This window comes from Nocardioides sp. B129/18, assembly GCF_055282735.1.
The window spans coordinates 84,718-101,563 of record NZ_JBUZJI010000011.1 but is presented as its reverse complement, the minus strand read 5'-3'; the positions used below and the strand labels follow the sequence as shown (position 1 = coordinate 101,563).

The following is a 16,846-nucleotide window of genomic DNA, read 5'->3' as shown; positions in this document are numbered from 1 at the left end:
GTGGCGCGGTCTGCTGAGGGGCGCTTTGCGGTGCTCCGTCGCCGGTCCGTCGTCGGTCAGTCGTCCTCGAGGCGGAAGCCGACCTTCATGCCGACCTGGAAGTGCTCGACGCCGCCGTCCTTGATCTGGCCGCGCACCTGGGTGACCTCGAACCAGTCGAGGTGACGCAGGGTGCGGGCGGCGCGCTCGACGCCGTTGCGGATCGCCTCCTCGATGCCCTCGGGCGAGGTGCCGACGATCTCGGTGACGCGGTAGGTGCGGTTGGACATCGAAGGCCCTTTCGAGGAGTGAGTCAGGATCGGGGGGAGCCTATAGCCCGCACGTACCCTGGGATACGTGGCCAAGACTCGAACGACCCCAGCCGAATCGATCCGCATCACCACGGTCGGGCGCAACCGCAGCGACGACATCGCGACGCGGCAGAAGCGCTACCTGCTCTCGATGACCCTGCGCTCCCTGTGCTTCGTCGGGGCGGTGATCGCGGGGCTGGCCGGCATCGGCTGGCTCTGGCCGATCCTCATCGCCGGCGCGATCATCCTCCCCTACATCGCCGTCGTGCTGGCGAACGTCTCCACCACCCGCACCGACTCCTTCGAGCTGCGACGCACCATCGACCACCGCGAGCTGGGTCGGTGACGGCCCGGGCCGACACGCCGGAGCCCTCCGCCACGGGGCCCGACGTCTGCTCGGCCAAGGGATGCGCCGACGCCGCCCGCTGGGGGCTGCTGTGGAACAACCCGAAGGTGCACACGCCCGAGCGTCGCAAGACGTGGCTGGCCTGCGAGGAGCATCGCGCGTCGCTGTCGTCGTTCCTGGGGTCGAAGGGCTTCCTGCGCGACGTCGTCGACGCCGACCTCGTGCCGCGGGCCTGACGCGCGCCTGAGCGCCGCGACACAACCGGACCTGGCCGGTGCGCGTCCCAGGGGCATGAGAGCGCGCTCCGCCCTGTCCTCCCTGGCCCTCCTCGCCACGCTCGGCACCGCCGTCGGCGCCGGGCTCTCCGGCTGCTCCGCCTCGACCGGAGCGACTCCCGACGTCCGCGCGACCCGCGCCGCCACCTCGACCTCCTCGAGCCCGGCGGGTGAGGCGTCGGCCGTCCTGAGGGCTCGGGACGCCCATGTCACCGGCCTGTCGATCGACGGCGCGGGCGCGACCCTGGCGCTGTGGACCGACGGCTTCTCCGCGCATCCGCGCGAGGCCGTCGCCGTCCGAGCCGACGGCGCCGAGGCGGCGGCCGCCACGGCCGACCTGCGCGAGCCCGTGGTCGTCGCCGCCCTGCCGACGGGCTGGCTGGTCGCGGAGTCCGGCGGCCGGTCCCCCGCGGTCGTCGGCCACGACGCCTCGATCCGTCCGACGACGTCGGGCCCCGCGATTACACCCCGGGCAGGGGACGTCGCCGCCGTCCTCGGCGGACGGGTGAGCCTCCTGCGCGACTCCGTCCTGCACCCCGTCGCCGGCGTCCCGCTGCGTCACGCCACCGGGGCACGCGTGCTCGACGACGGCGCCCTGCTCGTCGTGGGCGACACCGACCAGCACGCGCGCTGGGCCCGCTGGGCCGACGGTCGCTGGACCTCCGGACGGCTGGCCGGCGCCGCCTCCGTGGACCAGCTCGCGGTCGACGGCACCCGCGTCGTCCTCGCCCTCGGCGGCACCGCCCCCGACGGCGTCGACTCCACGCCCCTGGTGGGCCTGACCCGATCGGACGACGGAGGGCGCACCTGGCGTCGGGTCGGCTCCGCCGTGCGGGTCGACACCGCCCTCGACGCGGCCCTGCTGCCCGACGGCACCGCCGCGGTGTCGACCGGCTCCGGCCCGCTCCTCACCCAGCGCGGAGCAGGCGCGGCGCGCCGCACCGGACCGGTGCGCGCGATCAGGCTCGAGGTCCACGGCGACCGGCTCTACGGCCTCGACGCGCCGGGTGGACGGCTCGGCGACGAGCGTCTGGTCGTCAGCACCGACGGGGGTCGGAGCTGGTCGACGGTCACCCTGCCGGGGCGCGGAGCGTCCTGAGGCCTCAGCCGCCGATGGCCGACATCGGTCGGGCGGGCTGGAGGAAGGTGGGGTCGTCGATGCCGTGACCGGCTGCCTTGCCGCGCATCGCCGTGACCCAGCGCTCGGCGAGCTCCTCGTCGGAGGCACCGGCGCGCAGCGCGCCGCGCAGGTCGGACTCCTCCCGCGCGAACAGGCAGGTGCGCACCTGACCGTCGGCGGTGAGCCGCACGCGGTCGCAGTCCCCGCAGAAGGGCCGGGTGACCGAGGCGATGACGCCGACGGTGGCCGCGGTGCCGTCGACGGTCCACAGCTCGGCCGGGGCGCTCCCGCGCGGCTCGGAGGCCGGGGTCAGCACGTGGGTGCGGCCGAGGTGATCGAGGATCTCCTCGGCGGTCACCATCGCCGAGCGCGACCAGCCGTGCTGGGCGTCGAGCGGCATCTGCTCGATGAACCGCAGCTCGTACCCCCGCTCGAGGCACCAGTCGAGGAGCTCGCCGGCCTGGTCGTCGTTGACGTCGCGCAGGAGCACGGCGTTGACCTTCACCGGGGTCAGCCCGGCGTCGGCGGCGGCCTCCAGACCGGCGATGACGTCATGGAGGCGGTCGCGACGGGTGATCTCGGCGAAGGTCTCGGGCCGCACGGTGTCGAGGCTGACGTTCACGCGGTCCAGCCCCGCCTCGGCCAGGGCGCCGGCCGTGCGGGCCAGGCCGAGGGCGTTGGTGGTGATCGAGAGCTCGAGGTGCTCCCCCAGCGCTGTGCCCAGCGCGCGGGTGCGACGGACGACGTCGACCAGGCCTCGACGCACCAGCGGCTCGCCGCCGGTGAAGCGGACCTCGCGCACGCCGAGGCGCTCGACGGCGACGCCGATCAGCCGCACCACCTCGTCGTCGGTGAGCGTGACGTCGTCGGGCAGCCAGTCCAGGCCCTCGGCCGGCATGCAGTAGGAGCACCGCAGGTTGCACCGGTCGGTCAGGGACACCCGCAGATCCGTGGCGATGCGGCCGTAGCGGTCCTGCAGGGGCTGGGAGGTCATGATGGGTGAGTCTACGGACCCGCCCCGCACCGGGCCCTCCCCGCCCGGCGTGGGACGCCCCGGCTAGCCTGGAGGGGTGCCATCGCTGCGGTTCCTGATCAGCCGACGATGGGCGCTGTTCGCCCTCGCCGTCGTGCTCATCGCCTACGCCACGTGGTGGCTCGGCGAGTGGCAGTTCGGCCGCTTGCACGACCGCAAGGCCGACAACGCGATCGTCCGCACCAACGAGTCGCTGGCCCCAGCGCCCGTCGGCGACGTCCTCGCGCCGGGTCGCACGGTCGACCCGAAGGACGAGTGGCGCCTGGTCACCGCCACCGGCACCTACGACGCCGCCGACACCGTCGTCGTGCGGTACCGCACCCGCGACGGCCAGTCCGGCGTCGACCTGCTGGTCCCGCTGGTGACCTCCGAGGGCACCTCGCTCCTGGTCGACCGCGGCTGGCTGGCCACCGAGAACCAGGGCGGGAGCCTGCCGCCGAACGCGCCCGCCCCGCCCAGCGGCACCGTCGAGGTCGTCGGCTACGTCCGCGTCGACGGCGCCGGCGAGTCCACGCGCATCGACGACAACTCCGTGCGCGCCGTCGACAGCGCGGTCATCGGCAAGGCCCAGGGACGCAGCGTCTACGGCGGCTTCGTGGAGCTGAAGTCCGAGGACGGCCGCCCCGCCACGAGCCTGGAGCCGGTCGAGCTGCCCGAGCTGAACAACGGCCCGCACTTCTTCTACGGCCTGCAGTGGTGGTTCTTCGGCGTCCTCGCCGTCTTCGGCTTCTTCTACCTGCTCTACGACGAGTGGCGCCACGGCCCTCGCGGCCAGCGCGCCGGCGCCGGCCGCGAGACCGTGCCCGGGCCGTTCTCGCGTCCCGGCGGGACGACGTCGCGCGACCAGAGGCAGAGGAGGCAGAAGAAGGTGCGCCAGACCAACCACCCCTACGCCCGGATGCGCGAGGAGGCTCGCGCCCGGGCCGCCGCGGAGCGCGAGGCCGCCGAGGCTCCCGATGCCACCGGTCCCGCCGAGGAGCCGGCGGAGCGCTGAGCGCGCCGGCCCTCAGGCGGTGGCGAACTGGGTGCGGTGCAGGTCGGCGTAGAGCCCCGGCTGACCCACCAGCTCGTCATGGGTGCCGCGCTGGACGACGCGGCCGCCCTCGAGCACCAGGATCTGGTCGGCGTGGCGCACCGTGGAGAGCCGGTGGGCGATGACGATCGACGTGCGGCCCTCGAGGGCGGCGTCGAGCGCGCGCTGCACGGCGGCCTCGGACTCGGAGTCGAGGTGGGCGGTGGCCTCGTCGAGCACCACCACCGGCGGCGCCTTGAGCAGGAGCCGGGCGATGGCCAGCCGCTGACGCTCGCCGCCGGAGAGGCGGTAGCCGCGGTCGCCGACGACGGTGTCGAGGCCGTCGGGCAGCTCGCGCACCAGACCGGCGACCTGCGCGGCCTCGAGCGCGTCCCAGATCTGCTCGTCGGTGGCGCCGGGACGGGCGTAGCGCAGGTTCGCGGCGATGGTGTCGTGGAAGAGGTGGGCGTCCTGCGTGACATAGCCGACGGCGTCCTCGAGGGACTCCAGGGCCGCCTCGCGGACATCGAGACCGCCGACCAGCACGGCGCCCTCGGTGACGTCGTAGAGCCGGGCCACGAGGTGGGTGATCGTCGACTTGCCGGCACCGGACGGCCCCACGAGGGCGATCATCTGGCCGGGCTCGGCGCGGAAGGACACCCCGTGCAGGACCTCGCTGCGCTCGCGGACGCCCTCGGGACGCGCCACGGCCTCCAACGAGGCCAGCGAGACCTCGTCGGCGCGCGGATAGGAGAAGCGGACGTCGTCGAACTCGACGGCGGCCGGGCCCGCCGGGACCGGGCGAGCCTCGGGGTGCTCGGAGATGAGCGAAGGCAGGTCGAGCACCTCGAAGACGCGCTCGAAGCTCACCAGGGCGGTCATGACGTCGACGCGGACGTTCGAGAGGCCCTGCAGGGGGCCCAGGAGCCGCAGCAGCAGCGTGGCCAGCGCCAGGAGCGTGCCGACGGTGAGGGTGCCGCTGACGGCCAGCTGGCCGCCGACGCCGTAGACCAGCGCGGTGGCCAGGGCCGGGACGGCGAGCATCGCCGCGCCGAAGATGCGGGTGGTGAGGGTGATCCGCACGCCGAGGTCGCGCACCCGCGCGGCCTTGATGGCGAACAGGGCGTCCTCCTCCTCGCGGCGACCGAAGAGCTTCAGCAGCATCGCGCCGCCGACGTTGAAGCGCTCGGTCATGACGGTGCCCATCTCGGCGTTGCCGTCCATCTGCTGGCGGGTCAGGCCGACCAGCCGGCGGGAGACCCAGCGCGAGGCGAGCACGAGGATCGGGAAGACCGCGAGGCACAGCAGCGTCACCTGCCAGCTCAGCGCGATCATGGTGATGCCGACGACGACGACGGCGATGAGGTTCGAGACCGCGCTGCCGAGGGTGGCGGTGAAGGCGCGCTGCGCGCCGATGACGTCGTTGTTCAGGCGCGAGACGAGGGCGCCGGTCTGGGTGCGGGTGAAGAACGCCAGCGACTGGCGCTGCACGTGGCCGAAGACCTGGGTGCGCAGGTCGAAGATCAGGCCCTCGCCGATGCGCGAGGACAGCCACGCCGACACGATGCTCAGCGCCGCGCTGACGAGCGCGAACCCGGCCATGCCGAGCGCCAGCCAGGTGATGACGCTGCGGTCGCCGGCCAGGATGCCGTCGTCGACGGCGTGGCGCACCAGCAGCGGCGTGACGACGACGGTGCTGGCGTCGACGACGGTGACGGCCAGGAAGGCGGCGATCACCCGCCGGTGAGGCCCGGCGAAGCGGAGGACGCGCCGGATCGTGTCCCGGGCCAGCCGGTGATCGGCGACGCTGCGGTCGGTGCGCAGACTGCGCCACGCGTACCCCGCGCCCATCATCCCTGAGGACATCCTCGGCCTCCTTCTCGATGCATGTGGTCCTGGCGTCTCCCCCGCGTCTCCCCCGCGTCTCCGGCCCAGGGTCGGCGACGGGCTCAGCCGCCGGCCAGCTCGCGGAACCGGCGGCCCTGCGCCTCGCGCTCGAGGCGTCGCTGGGTCTCCAGGTCGGTGCCGGCGGCCGCGAGAAGCAGCGCCTTGGTCTCCCGGACGGCGCCGGGCAGAGGTGCGGTGAGGGCGCTCACGAGGTCGGAGACGGTCTGCTCGAGCCGCTCGGCCGGCACCACCGTGAGGGCCAGGCCGATCGCCTGGGCCTCGTCGGCGGCCACCATCCGAGCCGTCGCGCAGATCTCCAGCGCCCTGGCGTATCCAACCGCCTCGACCAGCGGCTTTGTTCCCGTCAGGTCGGGGACCAGGCCGAGGGCGGACTCCTTCATGCACAGCTGGGCGTCGTCGGCCAGCACCCGCAGGTCGCAGGAGAGCGCGAGCTGGAACCCGGCGCCGACGGCGTAGCCCTGCACCGCGGCGATCGAGATCCAGCGCGGGTCGCGCAGCCAGGTGAAGCCCTGCTGGTAGGCGTCGATCGTGGCCGACATCGACGCGTCGTCCATCGCGAGCAGGTCGGCGACGGTCTCGACGCCCTCGGTGGTGGGGTCGAGCATCGCGCGGTCGAGCCCGGCGGAGAAGGTGGCGCCCTCACCGCGCACCACGACCACCCGGACGTCGTCGGGCAGGCCCGCCCCGACCGCCGCCATCGTGCGCCACATCGCCGGCGTCTGGGCGTTGCGCACCGTCGGCCGGGAGAGGGTGAGCGTGGCCAGCGGACCCTCGACGCGGAGGTCGAGGCCGGCGGCGGCGAGTTCGGTGGTGGAGGGCAGCGTCATGAGGCGGAGTCTAGGGAGCGCCGCCGACGTCCGCCGGGCGGGTCAGGCCAGGGACACGAGGTCGCCGTAGCCCTCGTTCCAGAGGTCCTCGACGCCGTCGGGCAGGATCAGCACCCGGTCGGGCTCGAGGGCGTGCACGGCGCCCTCGTCGTGGGTGACCAGCACGATCGCGCCCTCGTAGGAGCGGATCGCCTCGAGCACCTCCTCGCGGGAGGCGGGGTCGAGGTTGTTGGTGGGCTCGTCGAGCAGCAGCACGTTGGCGCTGGAGACGACGAGCGAGGCCAGCGCCAGACGGGTCTTCTCACCACCGGAGAGCACGCCCGCCGGCTTGTGGACGTCGTCGCCGGAGAAGAGGAAGGAGCCCAGGACGCTGCGGGCCTCGGTGTCGGTGAGCTGCGGCGCGGCGCTCTGCATGTTCTCCAGCACCGAGCGGGAGGTGTCGAGCGTCTCGTGCTCCTGGGCGTAGTAGCCCACCTTGAGCCCGTGGCCCGGCACGACCTCGCCGGTGTCGGGGGCGTCGACGCCGGCCAGGATGCGCAGCATCGTGGTCTTGCCCGCGCCGTTGAGGCCCAGGATGACCACGCGGGTGCCGCGGTCGATGGCGAGGTCGACGCCGGTGAAGACCTCCAGCGAGCCGTAGGCCTTGGAGAGGTCCTGCGCGGTGAGCGGGGTGCGTCCGCAGGGCGCAGGCGCGGGGAAGGCGATGCGCGCGACCTTGTCGGCGGCCCGCTCCCCCTCGATGCCGGCCATCATCTTCTCGGCGCGCTTGAGCATCGACTGCGCGGCCTGGGCCTTGGTGGCCTTCGCGCGCATCTTGTTGGCCTGGTCGGTGAGGGTCTTGGCCTTGTTCTCGGCGTTCATCCGCTCGCGACGGCGTCGCTTCTCATCGGTCTCGCGCTGCGTCAGGTAGGCCTTCCAGCCCATGTTGTAGACGTCGATGACCGAGCGGTTGGCATCGAGGTGGAGCACCTTGTTGACCGTGGCGTCGAGCAGGTCGGTGTCGTGGCTGATGACGATGAAGCCGCCGTTGTGCGCCTTGAGGAAGTCGCGCAGCCACACGATGGAGTCGGCGTCGAGGTGGTTCGTGGGCTCGTCGAGGATCATCACCTCGGCGCCGGAGAACAGGATCCGCGCCAGCTCGACGCGGCGGCGCTGGCCGCCCGAGAGCGTCTTGAGCGGCTGGGCCAGGATCCGCTCGGGGATCGCGAGGCTGGCGGCGATCTGCGCGGCCTCGGACTCCGCGGCGTACCCACCGCCGGCGTGCATCTCGTCGTCGGCGCGGGCGTAGCGCCGCATCGCGCGGTCGCGCACCTCGTCGTCATCGCTGGCCATCTCGATCTCGGCCCGGCGCAGCCGCCGCACGACGTCGTCGAGCCCACGGGCCGAGAGGATCCGGTCGCGCGCGAGCACCTCGGGATCGCCCGTGCGGGGGTCCTGCGGCAGGTAGCCCACCTCGCCGCTGATCTGCACCTGCCCCGACGCCGGCAGGCTCTCTCCCGACAGCACGCGCGTCAGCGTGGTCTTGCCGGCCCCGTTGCGGCCGACGAGGCCCACCTTGTCGCCCGGGCCGACCCGGAACGACACCTTCTCCATCAGGAGCCGCGCACCCGCACGGACCTCCAGCTGCTGCGCGGTGATCATGAGGGCACCGATCCTAGGTGTCGTCGGGCTCGGGGTGGGATTCGTCGGCGCGCGGCGGCCAGGCGCCAATTACCCGGCTGGCCGGGTAGTTGACCGCCGCCGGGCGTGTCTCGCAGGTCTCCAGCACTGCGAACCTGCGAGACACGTCACACGGTCGGAAGCGGACCGTGGTCCGGCAGACCTCATGCCACCCGGTGCCGACGCGGCAGCTGTGCGGCTCGACGCCGGGCTGCCTCGATCCGGGGCCCCAGGCGGGAGGCGCAGAGCTCTGCGCGGCCCACCACCACGACCATCTCCAGCCCAGCGTCGCGGAATCGCTCCTGCCGCCTCACATCACGCCGATGCTGGCGGGCCGAGCGGTGCACGCGGCCGTCGTACTCGAGTGCGACGCCGTGCTCCGCGTCGAGCAGGTCCGGCTCCCCCAGCAGCCGGCCCTGGGAGTCGAGGACGGTGGGATTCTCCAGCAGGTCGCGCAGCCCGAGGAGCACTCGGCAGGTCAGGCGAAGCCGCGTCTCCTGGGGCGATCGGGCCAGGGGCGAGCAGTACGGAAGGAGGAGCCCGAGATCGGTCTCGGCCGAGCTGAGGGAGCGCATCTTGCGCTGCGGCGGAACGGGCGTCAGGTCCGCTCGCAGCGCCGGCAGGCTGACCACTCCGCTGGCGAGCGCCCGATCGATCACGACGACGGACTCCCACGAGTCCGGACCGAGGCGCACCTGGTCGACCAGCGCGCGCAAGGGCGTGGTGACGCGCAGCCCGTCGACGACGGTCGTCTCCTCGGCGGTCAGGCGGGCCCGCGTGCCGACGCATCCGGGCGGCAGGCCCACCCTCGACGACCCCAGGGCGATCTGCAGCGGCAGCGGGGTCACCCCGTCGGGCTCGCGACCGTCGAGGTGCTCGACGCCCATCCACCGCAGAGCCGCCCACCCGGTGATGGCGCCACGGTCCCCCAGCACGGCGGACGCCTCGACGATCCGCTGGTCGACGCCGTCGCCCGCGACGTCGCCAGGCACGAAGAGACCGACGCCGACCCGCCGCCAGCGTGGCCCGGCCGCCTGCCCGCGGGTCGGGCCCGCGCGTCCGAGCGGGTCGATCGGCACGGGAGCGCTCACGGACGGCACACGGTGCGGCGTGGTCATGCCACCTGCCTGCCCACTCGGACGGGAGCTGCCCCAGGCTCGACGCCGACCTGTGGAGGACCGTCCGGGAGCCGCGTCGCGACGGCGTGACGTGTCTCGCAGGTCTGGAGCGCCGCGAACCTGCGAGACACGCCGCACGGCGGTCAGTTACCCGGTCAGCCGGGTAGTTGGCGGGCTGCCCGGCGCGGGAGTCACCTAGGAGAGCAGCGCCTCGATCAGCGGAGCCTGACGCTGAAGGGCGCGCAGGTGCGGCTCGACGGCGGGGTGACGGAACTTGGCGGTGAGGGCGCCCTCGCCGCCGGCGACCCGCGCCAGGGCCCAGTCGGCGCGGGTGAGGGCGGTGAAGACGGCGGTGACGCGGGCGCCGAGGGCTGCCTGGTCGTCGGTGGCCAGGCCGGGCGGCAGGCCGAGGAGGTAGGCCTCGAGGAGCGGGGCGAGCTCCTCGCGCGCGGAGAGCAGGTAGTAGCCCAGGTCGCTGCCGACGGGACCGGTGCCGAGGGTGCCCCAGTCGACGGCGACGACGTCGTCGCCCTGGCGGCCGGCGAGGTTCGAGGGCGTGGGGTCGCCGTGCTGGGCGACCTGCGGGAGGGCGTCGAGGCGCTGGAGGAACGAGCCCCGGCGCGACCAGAGGTGCTCGGCGACGTCGGCGACGGTGGTGCGGCCCAGGGTGGTCCAGCCGCCGCGGTGCTCGACGCGACCCAGGCGGGCGGCGAGCTGGCCGGTGGCCAGCCAGGGGCGGGCGCCGAGGTCGACCCCGGCGAAGCGGCCCAGCGCGTGGGCGACGAACAGGCCGTTGTTGGCGGCGTCCTCGACCCAGTCCTGGTGGAGGGTGAGGCCGTCCTCGTCCTCCTCGACCCAGCAGCGGTAGGGCGCGCGGAGCCCGGGGGTGTCGCGCACCAGACCGCTCTCGAGCACGTCGGCACCACGACGCCACCAGGCGAAGTGGGTGGAGTCGGAGAGCTCGGGCGGGTCGTCGGGGCCGGGCGCGCCGAGCCGCTTGACGACGACCGCCTGTCCGTCGACGGCGGTGCGCCACACGCCGACGGTGGAGGGTCCGGTGCCGCCCGGGAGCGGATGCCAGCCGGGCTCGGGCTGCCACATGTCTCGACGCTAGTGGATCAGCCCAGGTCACGCCGGGCGAACCGCCGTGCGGCGAGTCCTGCGCAGCCCAGCCCGAGGACCAGCAGGGCCGCCGAGGCAGGCGTCAGCAGTTCGCTCGCGCCGGCACCCGCCGGCACGTGGTGGAACGGCGAGAGCCCGAGCACGACGCCCGGCAGGTGCAGCAGCGGGCCGACGTCGTCGAGCAGCAGGCTCAGCGCGAGCACGCCCCAGCCCACCGCGGCACCACGACGCCACCAGGCCGCCGCGAGCAGTGCGACGCCGACGACGACGCTCGTCGCGGGCCAGGGCACGAGCGCCATCGCGACGACCTCGCCGAACCCGGTCGAGCCGGCGCCCACGAGGGACAGCACGGCAGCGGCGACGACGCCGGCCAGCGCGAGCAGCCCCAGCGGCGGCAGCAGCGCCGCGGCGACGGTGGTCGTCGCGGCCCGCAGCCGGGGGACGCCGGTGGCCAGCAGCAGCTCGGAGCGTCCGGACTCCTCGTCGGCCGCGGCCCGGGCGACCACCGCGATCCCCCAGCCGGCGACCGCGACGCCGGCGAGGGAGAAGATCGCGCCGAGCAGCGCCTGCTCCAGGACGCCCTGGCCGCCCAGCGCCTGGAGCACGTCGCGACCGCTGCCGGTGTCGAGCAGGTCGCCGAGGCCGGGCGCGAGCGCCGCGGCGAGAGCGCCGGTGCCACCGAGCGCCACGGCCCACCCGAGCAGCATGGCGCGCTGGGGTGCGCCAGGTGAGCGACGCAGCCCCCGAGAGGCCTCCCCGGGCCGGGCCCGGGAGCTCGCCGATGACGCCGCTGCCGAGGTCGCGTCGGCGGGCCACGGCGACGGCGGCGAGGACGAGCACGCCGGCCAGCGCGGGCCACAGGGCCAGCACCCACCAGCGCGGCTCCGACCACGCCTGGAGGCGCGTCGTCCAGCCGAGCGGGGAGAGCCAGCCCAGCCAGCCGACGGCGCTCTCGACATCGGCCACGGCCCGCAGGCCGAACCAGACGCCGATGACCGCCAGGCTCACGGCAGCCGTCGCGCGGGCGGTGCGGGTCAGCTGAGCGGCCAGCGCCGCGAGCCCGACGCCGACGAGTCCGACACCGGTCCAGGAGGCGCCGAACGCCAGCGATCCAGCCACCGGGAGTCCGCCCAGGACATCGGAGGCCGCAGCGAGCAGGCCGGCGAGCACCACGGTCGCAGCGGCCCACACCAGGGCGCCGTCGAGGAGGGTGCCGCGGCCCAGGCCGGTGGCGGCCAGCAGCTCGGCGCGGCCGTCCTCCTCCTCGGCGCGCGTGTGCCGACGCACCACCACCAGGCCCAGCGCCGCCACGGCGACGGCGTAGAGCACCGTCAGCTTGGTCATGGCGAGCTCGCCGAGGCTGCCGGTGTCGAGGATCGGGCCGTAGAGGGCGACGAGGGTCGGGCTGGCGTTGATCGCCTCGGCGGCGCGCACCTGGTCGGCCCGGGTGGAGTAGAGGCCGCTGGTGGCGCCGGCGGAGGCGAGCACCAGGACCACCAGCACCAGCAGCCACACGCCCACCAGGACGCGATCGCGGCGCGCGGCCGAGCGCACCACGAGCGCCAGGCCGGGCGACGGCGCGGCGTCGGCCGTGCTCCCCGGGCTCACACGGCTCACGTCCCGGACCGGTAGGCGTCGAGGAACAGCTCCTCCAGGCTGGGCGGAGCCGCGGTGAGATCGCGGACGTCGGCCGCCGCCAGCGCGGCCAGCGTCTGGGGCAGGGCGTCGGGCTCGACGCTGCCCCGCAGCCGCCCATCCTGGGACTCGAGGCCGAGGCGCGCCAAGGCGTCGGGCAGCGGGCCGGTGAGCGTGGCCTCGATGCGGGTGCGGCGCAGGTGCCGGAGATCGGCCAGACGCCCGGTGGTGACGACGCGGCCCGCGCGGATGATCGTCACTCGCTCGGCCAGGTGGTCGACCTCGCCGAGCACGTGGCTGGAGAGCAGCACGGCGGTGCCCCGGGCGGCGTGCTCGCGCACGCACTCGGTGAACACCTCGGCCATGAGCGGGTCGAGGCCGGTGGTGGGCTCGTCCAGGACGAGCAGGTCGACCGGGGCGGCGAAGGCCGCCACCAGCACCACCTTCTGGCGGTTGCCCTTGGAGTAGGCGCGGCACCGCTTGGTGGGGTCGAGGCCGAAGCGCTCGACGAGCGCGTCGCGGTCGGTCGTCGCTGGATCGAGGCCCCGCGCGCGCAGCAGGAGGTCGATCACCTCGCCGCCGCTGAGCTGCGGCCACAGCGCGACCTCACCGGGCACGTAGGACAGGCGTCGGTGCAGGGCGGCGGCGTCGCGCACCGGATCGCCGCCCAGCAGCTCCGCGCGGCCGGAGTCGAGGCGCAGCAGTCCGAGCAGCGCACGGATGGTGGTGGACTTCCCGGCGCCGTTCGGGCCGAGGAAGCCGTGCACCTCACCCGCCTCCACGTCGAGGTCGAGGCCGTCGAGGGCGCGCGTCGCGCCGAAGGTCTTGACCAGGCCGCGGGCCCGGATCGCCGACGTCATGGCGTCAGCATGCCACTGGGGTGCGGGTCAGGGCAGGGCGTCGGGATCGTCGACGACGACCTCGATCGCGAGGGCCTCCTCGAGGGCGGCCTCCAGGACGGCGCGACGCGGATCGGCGACCGCCAGCCACCGCTCGACGGGGACGAGGCCGCGCAGACGGGGGTCGCTCAGCACCGCCTCGACGGCAGCACGATCACCCCCGGTGACCAGCGGCCCGCGCAGATCCCCGAGCAGCCGGACGGCGTGCTCGCCGGCGGCCTCGTAGGCCTGGCGCGCCTGGTTGTCGCGTCGTCGCGCGAAGCGCTGCTGGCTCTGCCCGCCGGCCTTCGTGCGGCCCTGGACGTGGCGCTGACCGACCTTGCTGGCCACCAGCCGCTCGCCGGCGAGTCGCCCAACCGCGAACCCGCCCTTGCGCACCAGCAGCACGCCCCAGGCGGCCGGAGCCGCCAGGGAGGCCACCAGGGAGGCGGCGTCCGCCGGACCCGGGTGGGTCAGGCCGAACGGCAGCCGCGCCTCGAAGGACGCCCCGTCGTCGGCGGCGCCGTGGAGGACGCCGCCGTGCACGTCCAGACGCGTGCCGGGGTGCCGGGTGGCGAAGTTGTCGACCCAGCGCACGACCCGCCCGGCCGGCAGCAGGAGACGCTGGGGCACGAGCGGGTCGGGGCGGGACGGGACGACGCGGGAGCGTCAGACGTTGAAGCCGAGGGCGCGCAGCTGCTCGCGGCCGTCCTCGGTGATCTTGTCCGGGCCCCACGGCGGCATCCAGACCCAGTTGATCGCGACGTCGCCGACCAGGCCCTCCAGCGCGGAGTCGGTCTGGTCCTGGATGACGTCGGTGAGCGGGCAGGCCGCCGAGGTGAGCGTCATGTCGATGACGGCGTTGGAGTGCTCGTCGAGGTGGATGCCGTAGACGAGGCCGAGGTCGACGACGTTGATGCCGAGCTCGGGGTCGACGACGTCCTTCATCGCCTCGGTGACGTCCTCGACGGTGACGGTGCCGGCGCCGCCGGCGGCCGGGACCTCGGGCAGGTCGCCGTGGTCGACGGCGGGGGTCTCGGCGGGCGTGGTGTCAGACATCAGGCGTGAGCCTCCAGGGATCGGGCCGTGGCGTCCTTCCAGGCCATCCACGACAGGAGCGCGCACTTGACGCGCGCAGGGAACTTGGCGACGCCGGCGAACGCGATGCCGTCCTCGAGGACGTCCTCGTCGGGCTCCACGGAGCCCTTGCCCTGCATGAGGGTGAGGAACTCCTCGTGGATCGCCATCGCCTCCTCGATCGGCTTGCCGATGACGAGGTCGGTGAGCACCGAGGCCGAGGCCTGGGAGATCGAGCAGCCCACGGAGTCGTACGACACGTCGTCGACGACGCCCTCGGAGAGGTGCACCCGCAGGGTGATCTCGTCGCCGCAGGTGGGGTTGACGTGGTGCACCTCGGCCTCGAAGGGCTCGCGCAGGCCCTTGTGGTGCGGGTTCTTGTAGTGGTCCAGGATGATCTCCTGGTACAGCGCGTCGAGGTCCTGGCTCATCAGCCCACCTTGAAGTAGGAGCGGGTGTAGTGGAGCGCCTCGACGAGCGCGTCGATCTCCGCCGGCGTGGTGTAGAGGTAGGTCGACGCACGCGTCGAGCTCTGCACGCCGAAGCGGGCGTGGGCGGGCTTGGCGCAGTGGTGGCCGGCCCGCACGGCGACGCCGCGGACGTCGAGCACCTGCGCGATGTCGTGCGGGTGCACGCCCGCGAGCTCGAAGGAGACCGCCCCGCCGCGCCGGGTGGCGTCGAGCGGACCGAGGACGCGGACGCCGGGCACGGTGCTCAGGCCCTCGAGGAGGTAGGCGGTGATCGCCTGCTCGTGGGCGTGGATGGCGCCCAGACCGATGCTGCCGAGGTACTCCACCGCGGCGCCGAGGCCCACGGCCTCGACGATCGGCGGGGTGCCCGCCTCGAACTTCGAGGGGATCCCCGCGTAGGTGGAGCGCTCCATCGCGACGGTCTCGATCATCTCGCCGCCGCCGAGGAAGACCGGCAGCTGCTCGAGCACGGCCCGGCTGCCCCACAGGACGCCGATGCCGGTGGGCCCGACGACCTTGTGGCCGGTGAAGGCGAGCAGGTCGGGGCGCTCCTCGACCGGCATCGCGGCGAGGTCGATCGGCAGCTGGGGAGCCGCCTGCGACGCGTCGACGACCACGATCGCGCCGACCTCGTGCGCCCGCCGGGCGATCATCGCGATCGGGTTGATCGTGCCGAGCATGTTCGAGACCCACGTCAGCGAGACGACCTTGGTGCGCTCGGTGATGAGCTCGTCGATCGCGCTGAGGTCGAGCTCGCCGTCCTCGGTGAGCCCGAACCACCGCAGGGTCGCGCCGGTGCGCTGGGTGAGCAGCTGCCACGGCACGATGTTGGAGTGGTGCTCCATCTCGGTGATGACGACCTCGTCGCCGGGGCCGACCTGGAGCGGGCTGCTCCAGGCCAGCGTGTTGGCCACCAGGTTGAGCGCCTCGGAGGCGTTCTTGGTGAAGATCACCTCGTCGCGCGACGGGGCGCCGAGGAACCGCGCGACGAGGTCGCGTCCGTGCTCGAATGCCTCGCTCGCCTCGGCGCCGAGCTGGTGCATGGCGCGCGCGACGTTGGCGTTGTGGCGCTCGAGGTGGTCGACCATCGCGTCGATGACCACCTGCGGCTTCTGCGAGGTGTTGGCGCTGTCGAGGTAGACCAGCGGCTGACCGTCCGCCAGGGTGCGCCGCAGGATCGGGAAGTCCGCGCGGATCACCTCCAGATCGGGGAGGAGTCCGGGCAGCTGCAGGGTCGTCATGATCAGACCCCGGCGCTCTGGAAGCGCTCGTAGCCGTTGGCCTCGAGCTCGTCGGCCAGCTCGGGGCCGCCGGACTCGGCGACCCGGCCGTCGACGAAGACGTGGACGACGTCGGGCTTCACGTAGCGCAGGATGCGCGTGTAGTGCGTGATGAGCAGCAGGCCCTTGGCCTCGCGGCCGGCGAAGGCGTTGATGCCGTCGGAGACGACCTTGAGGGCGTCGATGTCGAGGCCGGAGTCGATCTCGTCGAGGATCGCGAACTTCGGGTCGAGCAGGTCGAGCTGGGCGATCTCGGCGCGCTTCTTCTCTCCACCGGAGAAGCCCTCGTTGACCGAGCGGCTGGAGAAGGCGGTGTCGAGCCGCATCCGGTCGAGGGCGCCGTTGACGTCCTTGACCCAGGTGCGCAGCTTCGGGGCCTCGCCGTCGAGGGCGGTCTTGGCGGTGCGCAGGAAGTTGGCCATCGAGACGCCGGGCACCTCGACGGGGTACTGCATGGCGAGGAAGAGTCCGGCGCGGGCGCGCTCGTCGACGCTCATCTCCAGGACGTTCTCGCCGTCGAGGAGCACCTCGCCGCCGGTGACCTGGTACTTCGGGTGGCCGGCGATCGAGTAGGCGGTGGTCGACTTGCCCGAGCCGTTGGGGCCCATGATCGCGTGGGTCTCGCCGGACCGGATGGTCAGCGTGACGCCCTTGAGGATCTCCTTGGCACCGTCCTCGGTGTCGACGGAGACCTGCAGGTCCTTGATCTCGAGAGTGCTCATGCGTGTCCTCACTTCGTTCCGGGCACGCATGAGGCTCCACGCGCGCTGTTCATGTTGATGAGCTCGCTCCGCTT

At 73.7% G+C, this 16,846-nt stretch carries 18 protein-coding genes; 4 read left to right on the top strand and 14 right to left on the bottom strand.

The features are described 5' to 3' along the window. Window positions 1-56: 56 nt before the first annotated feature. Entirely contained in the window at window positions 57-269 is a 213-nt protein-coding gene (locus ACZDWJ_RS10395) for a dodecin (protein WP_463520880.1), read from the bottom strand. A 67-nt stretch (window positions 270-336) separates the two neighbouring features. Here ACZDWJ_RS10395 and ACZDWJ_RS10390 point away from each other — a divergent pair, with 67 nt between their 5' ends. From ACZDWJ_RS10390 to ACZDWJ_RS10380, 3 genes are read left to right on the top strand one after another with little or no spacing between them, the layout of a single operon-like run. Continuing rightward, complete coding sequence (locus tag ACZDWJ_RS10390; protein WP_463520879.1) at window positions 337-636, top strand: DUF3099 domain-containing protein; 300 nt, start codon at window positions 337-339, stop codon at window positions 634-636. Then, complete coding sequence (locus ACZDWJ_RS10385; protein WP_463520878.1) at window positions 633-872, top strand: acetone carboxylase; 240 nt, start codon at window positions 633-635, stop codon at window positions 870-872. The genes ACZDWJ_RS10390 and ACZDWJ_RS10385 overlap by 4 nt, the downstream gene beginning before the upstream one ends. A 55-nt stretch (window positions 873-927) precedes the next feature. Beyond that, window positions 928-2,010: a beta propeller repeat protein gene (locus ACZDWJ_RS10380; RefSeq protein ID WP_463520877.1), complete on the top strand. Its 1,083-nt coding sequence runs from the start codon at window positions 928-930 to the stop codon at window positions 2,008-2,010. A gap of 4 nt (window positions 2,011-2,014) precedes the next feature. On the opposite strand, the gene moaA is transcribed toward ACZDWJ_RS10380, so the two are convergent. Then, window positions 2,015-3,025 (bottom strand): GTP 3',8-cyclase MoaA, encoded by a 1,011-nt coding sequence (moaA, locus tag ACZDWJ_RS10375; protein WP_463520876.1) that lies wholly within the window; start codon window positions 3,023-3,025, stop codon window positions 2,015-2,017. A 76-nt stretch (window positions 3,026-3,101) separates the two neighbouring features. Here moaA and ACZDWJ_RS10370 point away from each other — a divergent pair, with 76 nt between their 5' ends. Next, a complete protein-coding gene (locus ACZDWJ_RS10370) occupies window positions 3,102-4,058 on the top strand; it encodes an SURF1 family cytochrome oxidase biogenesis protein (protein WP_463520875.1) in 957 nt (318 codons plus the stop codon). Between the two features lie 12 nt (window positions 4,059-4,070). Here the strand turns inward: ACZDWJ_RS10370 and ACZDWJ_RS10365 are convergent, their stop codons facing one another. The 12 genes from ACZDWJ_RS10365 to sufC all read right to left on the bottom strand — a co-directional run bounded on the left by ACZDWJ_RS10365 (window position 4,071) and on the right by sufC (window position 16,772). Beyond that, window positions 4,071-5,942 carry an ABC transporter ATP-binding protein gene (locus ACZDWJ_RS10365; RefSeq protein WP_463520874.1) on the bottom strand — a complete coding sequence of 624 codons (1,872 nt, stop codon included), beginning with the start codon at window positions 5,940-5,942 and terminating at the stop codon, window positions 4,071-4,073. Window positions 5,943-6,025: 83 nt separating this feature from the next. After that, window positions 6,026-6,811, bottom strand: coding sequence for an enoyl-CoA hydratase/isomerase family protein (locus ACZDWJ_RS10360; protein ID WP_463520873.1), 786 nt, complete (start codon window positions 6,809-6,811; stop codon window positions 6,026-6,028). Between the two features lie 42 nt (window positions 6,812-6,853). Then, entirely contained in the window at window positions 6,854-8,452 is a 1,599-nt protein-coding gene (locus ACZDWJ_RS10355) for an ABC-F family ATP-binding cassette domain-containing protein (RefSeq protein ID WP_463520872.1), read from the bottom strand. A 182-nt stretch (window positions 8,453-8,634) separates the two neighbouring features. Further along, the gene (locus ACZDWJ_RS10350) at window positions 8,635-9,561 is read right to left on the bottom strand and encodes a hypothetical protein (RefSeq protein ID WP_463520871.1); all 927 of its coding nucleotides are present in this window, start codon (window positions 9,559-9,561) and stop codon (window positions 8,635-8,637) included. 222 nt (window positions 9,562-9,783) lie between these two features. Further along, window positions 9,784-10,689, bottom strand: coding sequence for a phosphotransferase (locus tag ACZDWJ_RS10345; protein WP_463520870.1), 906 nt, complete (start codon window positions 10,687-10,689; stop codon window positions 9,784-9,786). A gap of 17 nt (window positions 10,690-10,706) precedes the next feature. Continuing rightward, window positions 10,707-11,417, bottom strand: coding sequence for a hypothetical protein (locus tag ACZDWJ_RS10340; protein ID WP_463520869.1), 711 nt, complete (start codon window positions 11,415-11,417; stop codon window positions 10,707-10,709). A 906-nt stretch (window positions 11,418-12,323) separates the two neighbouring features. Continuing rightward, window positions 12,324-13,205 (bottom strand): ABC transporter ATP-binding protein, encoded by an 882-nt coding sequence (locus tag ACZDWJ_RS10335; protein WP_463520868.1) that lies wholly within the window; start codon window positions 13,203-13,205, stop codon window positions 12,324-12,326. Window positions 13,206-13,232: 27 nt separating this feature from the next. Next, on the bottom strand, window positions 13,233-13,856 hold the full coding sequence (locus ACZDWJ_RS10330) for an acVLRF1 family peptidyl-tRNA hydrolase (protein WP_463520867.1): 624 nt from the start codon (window positions 13,854-13,856) through the stop codon (window positions 13,233-13,235). Window positions 13,857-13,892: 36 nt separating this feature from the next. Beyond that, complete coding sequence (locus ACZDWJ_RS10325; protein WP_463520866.1) at window positions 13,893-14,282, bottom strand: metal-sulfur cluster assembly factor; 390 nt, start codon at window positions 14,280-14,282, stop codon at window positions 13,893-13,895. After that, entirely contained in the window at window positions 14,282-14,731 is a 450-nt protein-coding gene (gene sufU / locus ACZDWJ_RS10320) for a Fe-S cluster assembly sulfur transfer protein SufU (RefSeq protein ID WP_463520865.1), read from the bottom strand. The genes ACZDWJ_RS10325 and sufU overlap by 1 nt, the downstream gene beginning before the upstream one ends. Continuing rightward, the gene (locus ACZDWJ_RS10315; RefSeq protein ID WP_463520864.1) at window positions 14,731-16,011 is read right to left on the bottom strand and encodes a cysteine desulfurase; all 1,281 of its coding nucleotides are present in this window, start codon (window positions 16,009-16,011) and stop codon (window positions 14,731-14,733) included. Before ACZDWJ_RS10315 ends, sufU begins: the two co-directional genes overlap by 1 nt. A 2-nt stretch (window positions 16,012-16,013) precedes the next feature. Further along, window positions 16,014-16,772: a Fe-S cluster assembly ATPase SufC gene (gene sufC, locus ACZDWJ_RS10310; protein WP_463520863.1), complete on the bottom strand. Its 759-nt coding sequence runs from the start codon at window positions 16,770-16,772 to the stop codon at window positions 16,014-16,016. Between the last annotated feature and the right edge of the window lie 74 nt (window positions 16,773-16,846).